11 protein-coding genes and 3 tRNA genes are annotated in these 12,097 nt (G+C 61.4%); 6 read left to right on the top strand and 8 right to left on the bottom strand.

Annotation, left to right across the window (positions count from 1 at the left end; genetic code table 11):
* Positions 1-87 precede the first annotated feature (87 nt).
* The 3 genes from lepB to ISS99_RS15480 all read left to right on the top strand — a co-directional run bounded on the left by lepB (position 88) and on the right by ISS99_RS15480 (position 1,788).
* On the top strand, positions 88-783 hold the full coding sequence (lepB, locus tag ISS99_RS15490) for a signal peptidase I (protein WP_204632475.1): 696 nt from the start codon (positions 88-90) through the stop codon (positions 781-783).
* A 76-nt stretch (positions 784-859) separates the two neighbouring features.
* A tRNA-Ser gene (locus ISS99_RS15485) sits at positions 860-949 on the top strand.
* 137 nt (positions 950-1,086) lie between these two features.
* Positions 1,087-1,788 (top strand): PP2C family protein-serine/threonine phosphatase, encoded by a 702-nt coding sequence (locus tag ISS99_RS15480; protein WP_204632474.1) that lies wholly within the window; start codon positions 1,087-1,089, stop codon positions 1,786-1,788.
* 15 nt (positions 1,789-1,803) lie between these two features.
* Here ISS99_RS15480 and dnaQ read toward each other — a convergent pair whose 3' ends face one another.
* From dnaQ to ISS99_RS15465, 3 genes are read right to left on the bottom strand one after another with little or no spacing between them, the layout of a single operon-like run.
* Positions 1,804-2,520 (bottom strand): DNA polymerase III subunit epsilon, encoded by a 717-nt coding sequence (gene dnaQ / locus ISS99_RS15475; protein ID WP_204632473.1) that lies wholly within the window; start codon positions 2,518-2,520, stop codon positions 1,804-1,806.
* Positions 2,517-2,960: a ribonuclease HI gene (rnhA, locus tag ISS99_RS15470; protein WP_204632472.1), complete on the bottom strand. Its 444-nt coding sequence runs from the start codon at positions 2,958-2,960 to the stop codon at positions 2,517-2,519. The genes dnaQ and rnhA overlap by 4 nt, the downstream gene beginning before the upstream one ends.
* 45 nt (positions 2,961-3,005) lie before the next feature.
* Complete coding sequence (locus tag ISS99_RS15465; RefSeq protein ID WP_204632471.1) at positions 3,006-3,683, bottom strand: class I SAM-dependent methyltransferase; 678 nt, start codon at positions 3,681-3,683, stop codon at positions 3,006-3,008.
* A gap of 201 nt (positions 3,684-3,884) precedes the next feature.
* Here ISS99_RS15465 and gloB point away from each other — a divergent pair, with 201 nt between their 5' ends.
* From gloB to ISS99_RS15450, 3 genes are all read left to right on the top strand, one after another.
* Complete coding sequence (gene gloB / locus ISS99_RS15460) at positions 3,885-4,649, top strand: hydroxyacylglutathione hydrolase (protein WP_204632470.1); 765 nt, start codon at positions 3,885-3,887, stop codon at positions 4,647-4,649.
* A gap of 221 nt (positions 4,650-4,870) precedes the next feature.
* On the top strand, positions 4,871-5,902 hold the full coding sequence (locus ISS99_RS15455) for a LysM peptidoglycan-binding domain-containing protein (RefSeq protein WP_204632469.1): 1,032 nt from the start codon (positions 4,871-4,873) through the stop codon (positions 5,900-5,902).
* A 67-nt stretch (positions 5,903-5,969) separates the two neighbouring features.
* On the top strand, positions 5,970-6,752 hold the full coding sequence (locus tag ISS99_RS15450; RefSeq protein ID WP_204632468.1) for an enoyl-ACP reductase FabI: 783 nt from the start codon (positions 5,970-5,972) through the stop codon (positions 6,750-6,752).
* Between the two features lie 56 nt (positions 6,753-6,808).
* Here the strand turns inward: ISS99_RS15450 and ISS99_RS15445 are convergent, their stop codons facing one another.
* The 5 genes from ISS99_RS15445 to lon all read right to left on the bottom strand — a co-directional run bounded on the left by ISS99_RS15445 (position 6,809) and on the right by lon (position 12,075).
* Positions 6,809-8,716 carry a SurA N-terminal domain-containing protein gene (locus ISS99_RS15445; protein WP_204632467.1) on the bottom strand — a complete coding sequence of 636 codons (1,908 nt, stop codon included), beginning with the start codon at positions 8,714-8,716 and terminating at the stop codon, positions 6,809-6,811.
* Positions 8,717-8,797: 81 nt separating this feature from the next.
* A tRNA-Asp gene (locus ISS99_RS15440) sits at positions 8,798-8,874 on the bottom strand.
* Positions 8,875-8,880: 6 nt separating this feature from the next.
* Positions 8,881-8,955 (bottom strand) — tRNA-Val (locus tag ISS99_RS15435).
* Positions 8,956-8,972: 17 nt separating this feature from the next.
* Positions 8,973-9,245, bottom strand: a complete 273-nt coding sequence (locus ISS99_RS15430) for an HU family DNA-binding protein (RefSeq protein WP_204632466.1) — start codon at positions 9,243-9,245, stop codon at positions 8,973-8,975.
* A gap of 334 nt (positions 9,246-9,579) precedes the next feature.
* Positions 9,580-12,075: an endopeptidase La gene (lon, locus tag ISS99_RS15425; RefSeq protein ID WP_204632465.1), complete on the bottom strand. Its 2,496-nt coding sequence runs from the start codon at positions 12,073-12,075 to the stop codon at positions 9,580-9,582.
* Between the last annotated feature and the right edge of the window lie 22 nt (positions 12,076-12,097).

Below are 12,097 nucleotides of genomic sequence, written 5' to 3'. Positions count from 1 at the left end.
TGCGTGACTTCAGGCATAGAAACTGTGCGCGCGCAGCGCGGTCCATTGTCCGTCGCCTTACACCTCACCACCCACCTGGGGCCTGCCATGCGCGCATTGCTGCAACTCCTTTCTCGCAACAAGGGCTTTATCGCTTTCATGCTCGGCATGATCGTGTTCCGCAGTGCCTGCGCGGACTGGAGCGTGGTGCCAACCGGCTCCATGCAACCGACGATCCGGATCGGAGATCGCATCCTGGTGGACAAGGCGGCCTACGACATCCGTCTGCCCCTTACCCACATCTCGCTGATCCATCTGGCCGATCCCCAACGGGGCGACATCGTGGTACTCGATTCGCACGCTGCTCACGAACGCCTGGTAAAACGCGTCATTGGCGTGCCCGGCGACGAAGTCGCACTGCGCGCAAACGTGCTGTACGTCAACGGCACGCCGGCCACCTACTCGCCCGTGACCGTAACGGGCATTCACGACGACCTGCAGGATCCGGCCAGTTACGAAATGGAACGCGTAGCCGGCATGCAGCACCTGATCCGGCTGTCGCTGTACCGCCCGAGCGAAAAGCGCGATTTCGGCCCGGTGACCGTCCCGGCCGGCCAATACCTGTTAATGGGAGACGATCGCGACATCAGCATGGATTCGCGCTATTTCGGCTTTTTCCCGCGGAAGGAGATCGTGGGGCGGTCCCGCTACGTCGCGCTGTCCCTGGACCCGGATAACGACTACCTCCCGCGCAAACGGCGCTTTGCCGCCCGGCTCGATGACTCGGGCAACGCGCTTGAGTAAATCCCCGGCAAGACAGTTGTCAGGACCACATCCAGCACGTATCATGTCCGGCTCGCGCAGACCACGCGACCTTCCCGGAGAGGTGGCAGAGTGGTCGAATGTACCTGACTCGAAATCAGGCGTACGTGTAAGCGTACCGTGGGTTCGAATCCCACCCTCTCCGCCAGATACGCAAAAAGCCCCCTCGTGGGGCTTTTTGCGTATCTGGCGGAGACCGGACGCCAGTCGCCCCTTTCCCTTAGATTTTTTTTGCGCCAGACATCCACATCCTGCATGCTGCACCCATTCACCCAGCGAATGCCCATGATCGAATTCGGACACGGAACCCACGTCGGTTTGCGCCGCACGCGCAACGAGGACACCTATTACGCCGACGCTGCGCTTGGCCTGTTCCTGGTGGCCGACGGCATGGGCGGGCATCAGCATGGCGAGGTCGCTTCGGCACTGGCAAGGGATGCGGTGGTGGAAGGGGTGCGTCGCGCGCAACCGTTGGTCGAAGCCATCCAGAACGCCGCCGCCACCGTGATCAAACGCGCGCAGCGCTACGACGACGCGCTTCCCATGGGTAGCACCATGGCAGCCATCCGTATTTCAGAACAGGGCTACGAAGTTGCCTGGGTGGGCGATAGCCGCATCTATCAATGGAAAAATGGCCTGCGTCAGATCAGCCACGATCACTCGCTGGTGCAAAACCTCGTCAAGGCCGGCGTCATCGACGAATCGCAGGCCAAACGACACCCTCAGCGCAATGTGCTGACCCAGGCACTAGGTATTACGGCGCCAGGGCAATTGCACATCAGCATGGCAAAAGGGTCGCTTTCCCCCGGCATGAGCTTTCTGGTTTGCAGCGACGGCCTGACTGAGGAAGTCGGCGACGAAACCATCGCCAGCATCGTTGGCCGCGAAGATCTCGCGGCGCAGGAATGCATCGATCATTTGCTGCTGGCCGCGCTCGATCACGGCGGCAGCGACAACGTCACGGCGATTCTTGCGCGAATGCGCTGACCCCGTTGGGCGGGCTCAGGCCTCCGTTTCCTGCTTCCGCCACACCGACTGCCCGCCCGCGCTTTTGTCCAGCGCATCGAGCCGGGTAGCGTGCGCGTTGAGTTCTTCGTCACTGGCGCGCAGCACCCTGGGACGTCGCGCCAGTACCAGAGGCGTGACGACTGCCTTGCCGCCCGTTTCTTTGGCGCCTTCGAAACCCAGGTCGAGCACGACCTGCCCGGACGTCATGGCCAGATAGACGTCGGCAAGCAACTGCGCGTCGATCAAGCCACCGTGCAAATCGCGCGCCGAGTTGTCTACGCCAAGGCGTTTGCACAACGCGTCCAGGCTGTTGCGCTGGCCTGGGTAACGCTCTCGCGCCATCACCAGCGTGTCCAGCACCGGGCAACGATCGCTGATGCGGCCATAGCGCTCGCCGGCAAGCGCGAGCTCGGCATTCAGAAAGCCGACGTCGAAGGTTGCGTTGTGAATGATCAGCTCGGCGCCGTCGATGAACGCGAGGAATTCCTCGACGATGTCCGGAAAACGTGGCTTGTCGAGCAGGAACTCGTCGGCAATGCCGGTTACCTCGCGGGCACCTTCGTCGATCGCCCGGTCGGGATTGAGATAGGTCTGGTAGTGACGTCCGGTCGGCCTGCGCTCGATCAATTCGACACAGGCGATTTCAATCAAACGGTGCCCTTGCCGCACTTCCAGGCCGGTGGTTTCCGTATCAAGAACGATCTGTCTCATGCCTTGTCCCTGAACTGCTCTGCCTGTTCGCGCGCGGCTTGATCCACACGCTCGTTTTCGACGTGCCCGGTGTGGCCACGTACCCATTGCCAGCGAACGCGGTGCGGCGCCACCGCAGCGGCCAGTCGCTGCCAAAGATCCTGGTTCTTTACCGGCTTTTTATCCGCCGTTCGCCAGCCATTGCTGATCCAGCGCGGCACCCATTCTTCGATACCTTGCATCACATAGCGCGAATCGGTCGTTACCGTTATTTGGCAAGGGCGATTGAGCGCCTCGAGCGCGCTGATGGCGGCAAGCAGCTCCATGCGATTGTTGGTGGTCTGCGACTCCCCGCCACTCAGCAATCGCTCGGTCCCCTTGGCTCTCAGCAATGCTGCCCACCCACCAGGACCGGGGTTGCCCAGGCATGCCCCATCGGTAAACGCTTCCACTTCTGCCACTCGTGCTGCTCCGCTTATCTTTTTGGTTACGGGTGCGATTTTCTATCAACCGACGACGTTGCGCCGTGCGCCAGGCGCCAGGCCCGCGCGCACTGGCGCGGTGACGGCCTTCGGGCGCAAGCGGGTTGGTACGCTCATCGGCCCTTTCTTGCGTGCTACCAGTACATAGCCGCCACCGAGCCAACCGGACACCTCACTCGGCCCCTTCGAAGGCAACGGCAGCGCACGCCCTACCCGCTGCACGCGCTCGATTTGCAGATCGATGCGCCGCAAGCGGGCCGCCAGCCGGATGGGCGAGGTGGCGTGCAGGGGATCGCCTCGCGTCTGCCAGAGCCACCAGGGGGACCAGCCGCTCAATGGGTTGATCCCGGTAAGCACCAACATCCCCCCAGGTGCCAGCACCCGCACAATCTCCTCCAGGGGAAGCGGGGCCAGCTCCAGCACGTGGCGCAACAGGACCAGGTCGAACGCTCCATCCACAAACGGCAGCGGTTCGCTGGTACTGGCGCGAAGGTCGCCGTGCAAGCCCGCCTGGGCCGCCTTGAGCGTCACCCATTGCCCCAGATAGGGTGGATTGGGGGGACCGTCCTCGCTGGCCGCAGAGAGCAGCAGCGCGCGTGTCCCGGCACAGCGGCGCAGATCCGGCAGGTAGGCGACCGCCTCGTCAGCCAGCAGGCCACGCATAGGCGCACTGGCATAGATATCGTGGGCGCGCTGTGGCATGTACCGGGGGCCTGTCGCGGGGCGGGTGGCCTCAGAGTTTACCGGCTGGCTTCACAAACACGAACCAGCACTCAACAGGGTTCGAAAGATATATCGATTAACGGATATCTAACGACCCAGCATCCCCCGGGTTCTATAGTCCGGGGTCACGCGCAAGCCGGATGCCTGCGCCAGTCGATACGAAACAGAGCGGAGAACGCCTTGCACGTCGTACCGTTACCGGCGCTTGCCGACAACTACATCTGGTTGCTGCACGACGACAGCCGCCAGGCCATCGTGGTCGACCCGGGCGAAGCTGCCCCGGTCGAGGCCGCACTGCAGTCGCGCGGGTTGACCCTGCGTGCCGTGCTGCTGACTCACCATCATGCCGACCACATCGGTGGCGCGGGCCGCCTGCGCGATACCTATGACGTTCCTGTGTACGCTCCCAACGACGCGCGTATCGACGTGGCGACCCATCGTGTCGCAGACGGGGAAATCCTGCGCCTGCAGTACCCGTCAGCGCACTTCGAGATCATCGCGGTGCCGGGCCACACGCTGACCCACATCGTTTATGCGGGCGAAGGCGTATTGCTGTGCGGCGACACCTTGTTCAGCCTTGGCTGCGGCCGTCTGTTTGAAGGCACGCCGACTCAGATGCTTTCCTCGCTGCAGCGCCTTGCTTCACTGCCGGGCGATACGCTGGTCTGCTGCGGTCACGAATACACCGCGGCAAATGGCCGATTCGCACAGACGATTGAACCAGAGAATGCCGCGCTCAAGCAGCGGCTGGACGAAGTGGCAAGACTGCGCGCCGATCATCGGCCGAGCTTGCCGGCAACGTTGTCCAGCGAACTGGCCTGCAATCCGTTTTTGCGCGTGGACAGCGCCAACGTCATCGAATGGTGCCGTCAGCACGGGGCCGCCAACGATTCCGTTGCCCGCTTTGCAGCGCTGCGTTCCGCCAAGGATGTATTTCGCGCATGAAAGCAACGCAACGAATACTTCCGATTGTCCTCGCTTCATTGCTCGCAGCCTGCGCGACTCCACCGTCGACCGGTCCCTCGCGCGCGTCAAAAACAGTTGCTCCGACGTCATCGCCAACGCCGGCTCCCGCGCCGGCCCCTGCACTTGCGCAGCAACCAGGAACATCGCCAACGCAAACCGACGCAACCCAGGTCTGGGACAAATTGCGCGGCAGTTTCGCCATGTCCGACTGCGATGCCGATCCGCAGATCATGGTTTGGGCGCATCGCTATACGCAGAATCCGCAACGCTTCGAAGAGCAGATGAGCAGCGCGCTCCCGCAGTTGATCTATGTGGAGCAAGTGGCCGAAAAATACGACGTAGCCGGCGAGTTCGCCCTGCTCCCTTGGGTGGAAAGCCAATATCGCCCGGTCCCGGGACACCGCAATTTGCCCGCAGGCATGTGGCAGATCGTATCCAGTACGGCGCGCGTCATCGGCCTGCACTCCAATCGAGGCTATGACGGCCGCCTGGATACGGCCGCATCGACCGACAGCGTCATGCGCATGCTGCACGATTACTACGACAACCTGCACGATTGGCGACTGGTCGACTACGCTTTCAACCGCGGCGAATTCGGCATGCAGCGCATGGTGCAGCAACACGGCCTGCCTCCCGATGAGCCTGCGATTCCGAAGCTGCCGGTTCCGCGCATTACGCGCGAGCACCTGACCAAATTGCTGGCCATTTCCTGCGTGGTGCGGGAACCAGAACGATTCAACGTGGAATTGCCCACGCTTGCCCCGGAGCAGCACCTCGAAACGGTCCAGGTCCGCCAGGGCATGACCCTGTCCCATGCTGCCAATAGTGCCGGCATGGATACCGACGCACTCAAGCGGCTCAACCCTGCCCTGCAGACGGACAACGTGGAAGCCAGCGTCCCTGGCTACCTGTTGATGATGCCGCGCCGCAATGCCGAACAGCTGCGCACGGCGATGCAGATGGCCAACGACCAGGACATGATGGCCAGCCTGTCCGGCAGCGGCAGTACACCGACCGCTGCCGTGTTTGCGGACAAATCGGATCAGGACGACGACGGCTCCAGCACGCCGGCCAAGTCGCATCGCGTCCGCACGCACACGGTGCGCAACGGTGAAAGCCTTTGGCAAATCGCCAAGAACTACTCGACCAGCGTCAATACGCTCGAGCGCCTGAACCATCTGCACGGCAAGGCGCTCAAGCCAGGACAAGTGCTCAAGCTCGACAACCCCTGAGTCTTCCGCTTGCTAGACTGCTGGCACCCGGGCCGCTGTAAGGTACGGGTCACCTGTGGGAGGTCACGTGGGATTTCTTCACGGTAAACGAGCCTTGATCACCGGCGTTGCCAGCCAGCGCTCCATCGCCTGGGGAATTGCCAACGCCATGCATCGAGAAGGCGCGCAACTCGCCTTTTCCTACCCCAGCGACCGCATGAAAGATCGTGTCGACGAGGCCGCGAATGCATTCGGCTCCAACCTCGTGCTCCCCTGCGACGTCGCGGACGACGCGCAAATCGAAAATCTTTTTGCGGCACTGGGCAAGCACTGGGACGGCCTGGATATCCTGGTGCACTCGATCGGCTTCGCTCCGCGCGAGGCTATCCAGGGAGAGTTCCTGGACCATTTGACGCGAGAGCATTTCGCCATTGCGCACGACATCTCCAGTTACAGCTTGACCGCGCTGGCCAAGGCTGCACGGCCCATGATGGCCGGCCGCAACGGCGCCATCCTCACGCTCACCTATCTCGGAGCCGAACGCGCCATGGCTCACTACAACGTAATGGGGCTCGCCAAGGCCAGCCTCGAAGCCAACGTGCGCTACCTTGCGTTCAACCTTGGTCCGGAGACGACCCGCGTCAACGCGATCTCGGCCGGGCCGATCAAAACGCTTGCCGCCGCCGGCATCGCGGATTTCCGCAAGATGCTCGAACACGTGGAAGAAAACGCGCCGCTACGTCGCAGTGTAACGATCGACGAAGTGGGCAACGTCGGCGCCTTTCTGTGTTCGGATCTCGCCTCGGGTATTACGGGCGAGATCACCTACGTGGATGCGGGCTACAACACGCTTGGCATAGCCGGCACGTAGCATACAGGCAAAAAAACGGCCCCCTCGGGGGCCGTTTTTCAAGGTGACGACGCAGTTTACATGCGGTCCTTGGCGATCTGGATCTTGGTTTTCGCCTTGAGCATGTCGACGAAGCCCTGAGTTTCCACACCGCCATATGCTTGCATCATTTGACGATAGAGCTGGCGACGGTCGTCGTCTGTGAACTTGGACAGATCGCTGCCTTGTACCTTGTCGACCGCGATCACTGCGTAGGCACCATGATCCGTAGCGATGTCCGCGAACTGCGACTTGCCATCGGCGGGATGCGGCGTCACGAACGCCTTGTCCAAAATAGGTTGCGGCACACCTTGCTGCACGCGCTGCGCCTGGCCCACTGTCTGCAGGTCAGCGTGTTCGGCTTTGGCGATCGCCGCCATATCCTCGCCCTTGCTCAAGCGCTGAACCAGCACATCAGCCTTCTGGTGCGCGGCGTCCGCCATGCGCTCGTCGAGAATCTTCTGCACGATCGCGTCATGCACTTGCGCAATCGGCTGCGGCGAGGCCGGTACGTGCTTGTCCAGGCGCACCACTACCGAATCGGTCTTGCTCAGATCGATCAGGTTGGAGTTGTTGCCCGAATTGAGCACGTCGTTGGAGAACGCTGCCGCGATCACCTTCGGATTGGCGGCAATGCCCTGCCCGCCGGTGCGGCTGAACAGCGGAACTTCCTTGACCGGCAATTGCAGTGCCTGCGCAGCCGGCTCGAGCGAGCCAGGATTCTGCGAGGTGAGGTCGGTCATCTTGCCGGCGGCGTCGTTGTAAGCGCGATCGTGATCGGCGGTAGTGGCTTCCTTGAGCAACTGATCGCGCACGTCCGCGAAGGACTTGGTCTGGCCACTGCGAACGTCGCGCAGATAGATGATGTGGTAGCCCTCATCGGACAACACGGGCTTGGAAATTTGACCTTTTTGCAAAGCAAACATGGCGGCTTCAAAGGCGGGATTGGTTACGCCCTTCTGCAGCCAGCCCAGGTCTCCTCCCAGCAGCTTCGAACCCACGTCGTCCGAATCCTGCTGTGCCAGCTTGGCGAAGTTATCGGGGGTAGCTTCCGCGGCGATTTTGTTCGCCTTGTCCAACGCGGCCTTCTGTTGCGCCGGCGTGGCATTTTTCGGCACGTTGATCAGGATGTGCGAAACCTCGCGCTGTTCCGGCAGGCCGAAACGAGCAATCTCGTCCTGATAGCGCTTCTTGAGTTCGTCATCGGTAGGCTGCGTCGCTTCCGACTTCAGGTCGGCGGCATTCACTTCGACGTATTTCAGCGACACCTGCTCCGGATTCATGAAATCCGCCTGGTGTGCCTTGTAGTAATCCTGCACTTGCGCGTCAGTAACCTTGCTATCCGCCGGAGCTTGTTGCGGCAAGACGAAATAACGGATATCCCGGCGCTGCAGTTTGATATCGAGATAACGGTCGATATCAGCCTGAGTCACGATGGTGCTGCCAGAGATCGCATCCGGCAGCAGGCCGCTTTCCAGCGACGTGCGAATGTTGCTCTGGTACATGTCCGGCGTCATGCCGGCTGCGGCAAGTTGCGCCCGATACATGTCCGCATTGAACTGGCCATCGACCTGGAACGCCGGGGTCGAAGCGATGGTGTCGCGCAGGGACTGGTTGGACACCTGCATGCCCAGATCCTGGTTGGCCTGCAACAGCAACTGCTGGCCGATCAGCTCGTCCAGGATCTGCTGCTTGAATTCGGGTTTGTCGAACAGGCTGCCGTCGAACTGATCACCCATCTGCGCACGCTGCTGCTGACGGATGCGGTTCATCGTGTCCTGATATTGCTGCTGGCTGATCTCCTGCTTGCCGACCTTGGCGACAAAGGTTTCGGCCTGCGAGCTGAAATAACCTTCGATGCCGAAGAAAGACATCGCAAATACGGCGATACCCAGCACGACGATGGCTGGCCATCCGTGCATTTTGTCGCGTAGTGATTGCAGCATAGATCTTCCCGCTGTGATGTTGACGCGTTTCCGCGCGTTACCTAAACAACAAGGGCGCCACGGGGGCGCCCTTGCAGACCGTGGCGGAGCGGACGGGACTCGAACCCGCGACCTCCGGCGTGACAGGCCAGCATTCTAACCGACTGAACTACCGCTCCACATACTGGTGGGCGCTGTAGGGATCGAACCTACGACCCTCGCCTTGTAAGGGCGACGCTCTACCGCTGAGCTAAGCGCCCGCAACCTAGCGGGCCGCTTAGTTTAGGGCGTCCTTGAGCGTCTTGCCAGCCTTGAACGCCGGAACCTTGGAGGCGGCGATCTTGATTTCTTCGTTGGTGCGCGGATTGCGGCCCGTACGGGCGGCGCGGCTGCGCACGGTGAAGGTGCCAAAGCCGACGACCGACACGTCGTCGCCATTCTTCAGAGCCTTCTGCACGGTCTCGAAGAACGCTTCGAGCGCGCGGCCTGCGTCGGCCTTGGTCAGTTCGGCCTGTTCGGCGACGGCATTGATCAGATCGGTTTTATTCATTGAGTAACTCCCTTAAACAGGTATTCGGCCCGCGGAAATAGGTTTGGGACGGGACAACGCAGGAAAGGATCGAAAGGATTCTAAGGAAGGCGTTGCCACGCGATCCCGCATCGCTGTGCATGCTGCTGCAGCCCCAGGATGGCGGTGAGCCTTTATACCAGCGCCCCCCGGGGTCCGCAATATGAGCAATACCAACACTTTGCAGGGATTCAGCAGTATTGCTTCACGCACGGGCACACCCCACGCGATCGCTATCGGGTGGCGGAACGGCGCGGCGTGAAGCAGGCGGCACGTAAAACGTGCCGCCTATCGCAAGATGTGAAACTCAGCGCATTTAATGGGTACGGGTAGGCGCTTCGGCCGAGTCTTCGTGAGGCGAGGCCTCTGTCGCCGCCGTTGCGGATTCCGTTTCCTCCTTGGCGGGCAGTGGCTGCAGCGGCCGTTCCAAGGCAATATCCAGCACTTCGTCGATCCAGCGCACAGGATGGATGTCGAGCGAACTGGTGATGTTTTCCGGAATGTCCGCCAGATCTTTGCGATTTTCGTCCGGGATGATCACCGTCGTGATGCCACCGCGGTGGGCAGCCAACAGTTTTTCCTTCAGGCCGCCGATCGGAAGCACACGCCCACGCAGGGTAATTTCACCCGTCATGGCGACCTCGGAGCGGACCGGCACCTTGGTCAACGCGGACACCAGGGCCGTGCACATCGCGATACCTGCACTCGGGCCGTCCTTGGGCGTAGCACCCTCCGGCACGTGGATGTGCAGGTCCAGCTTTTCGTGGAAATCCGGATCGATGCCAAAACGGCTGGCGCGTGCGCGCACCACCGAAAGCGCGGCCTGGATCGACTCCTTCATGACGTCGCCAAGCTGACCGGTATGCACCTGGCGTCCCTTGCCGGGCACGATCGACGCTTCGATGCTGAGCAGATCGCCGCCGACCTGGGTCCACGCCAGACCGGTGACCAAACCGACTTCGTTCTGCAATTCCTTGCGGCCGAAATCGAAGCGACGCACACCCAGGAATTGGTCGAGATTGGCCGAATTGATCTGCACTTTGCCGGGCGCGTTCTTGCCCTTGCCCTTCTTCGTTTCCGCCGCCTTGGCTTTCTTGTGTTCGGTCAACGTCAGCTGCTTGACCACTTTGCGGCAGATCTTGGAAATCTCGCGCTCGAGATTGCGCACGCCCGACTCGCGCGTGTAGTAACGCACGATGTCGCGCACCGCTTCCTGGTCGACAGCGACTTCGTCCGGCTTCAAACCGTTGGCCTTGATCTGCTTGGGCAGCAGGTATCTCTGCGCAATCGCGAGTTTCTCGTCTTCGGTATAACCCGGGATGCGAATGACCTCCATACGATCAAGCAGAGGACCGGGAATATTCAGCGAGTTCGCCGTGGCAATCCACATCACCTCGGAAAGATCGAGATCGACTTCCAGGTAGTGATCGTTGAATGCGTGGTTCTGCTCGGGATCGAGCACTTCCAGCAATGCCGACGACGGATCGCCGCGGAAATCCATCGACATCTTGTCGATTTCATCGAGCACGAACAGCGGATTCTTGCTGCCGACCTTGTTCATGTTTTGCACGATGCGACCCGGCATCGAACCGATATAGGTACGGCGATGACCGCGGATTTCCGCCTCGTCTCGCACGCCACCCAGGCTCATGCGAACAAATTTGCGATTGGTCGCCTTGGCGATCGATTGGCCAAGCGAGGTCTTGCCCACGCCGGGCGGACCGACCAGGCACAAGATGGGGCCCTTCATGGCACTGACGCGCTGTTGCACCGCGAGGTATTCAAGGATGCGCTCCTTGACCTTCTCCAGACCGAAATGGTCGGCGTCCAGCACTTCCTGCGCCAGCGCGAGATCCTTGCGGACCTTGCTGCGCTTTTTCCACGGCACGCCGATCAGCCAATCCAGATAGTTGCGCACCACGGTGGCTTCAGCCGACATCGGCGACATCTGCTTGAGCTTGCCGAACTCCTGCCGCGCCTTGGTCAGCACGGCTTTGGGCATGCCGGCGTCTTCGATCTTCTTTTGCAGCTCTTCGATTTCGTTGGGGCCGTCCTCGCCCTCGCCCAGTTCCTTCTGGATGGCCTTCATCTGTTCGTTGAGGTAGTACTCGCGCTGGCTCTTTTCCATCTGCGACTTCACGCGGCCGCGGATGCGCTTCTCAACCTGCTGCAAGTCGATTTCGCCGTCGACCAGGCCGATCAACAACTCCAGACGCTGGCCCACGTCGGCGGTTTCCAGCACCCTCTGCTTGTCGGACATGCGCACGGTGAGATGCGCGGCGATCGAATCGGCGAGCCGGGAAGGATCTTCGATGCCCGACAAGGTCGCCAGCACTTCCGGCGGCAGCTTGCGGCTTTGCTTGACCAATTGCTCGAACAGCGACACCAGGGTGCGCGAAACGACGTCCAGCTCACGATCCTTGGCGGCGTAGATGGGTTCGATGACACGCGAGCGCGCAGTGAGCATGCCGCTGTCGTCGTGATACTCCTCAATCGCTACGCGCGACTGGCCTTCGACGAGCACCTTCACGGTACCGTCAGGCAATTTCAACAATTGCAACACACCGGCCAGAGTCCCTACTTCGTGCAGGTCCTTGATGGCGGGATCGTCGATGTCGGGGCTCTTCTGCGCCACGAGCAAAATCTGGCGCTCACCCTCCATCGCTCGTTCGAGGGCCCGCATGGACTTGTCGCGGCCCACGAACAGGGGGATCACCATGTGCGGGTAAACCACGACATCGCGCAGGGGAAGCACCGGCAGTGCGTCCAGGGAGGCGCCGGTGGCAGCTGGATTTGCAGCAGTTTTTGCCATCGCAGGAAATCTCTCGCGAAAA

Origin of the sequence: Dyella mobilis (assembly GCF_016904945.1) — a bacterium.
GTDB lineage: Bacteria > Pseudomonadota > Gammaproteobacteria > Xanthomonadales > Rhodanobacteraceae > Dyella_B > Dyella_B mobilis.
The sequence above is the reverse complement of the archived record's forward strand: the minus strand, read 5'-3'. Positions and strand labels throughout refer to the sequence as shown.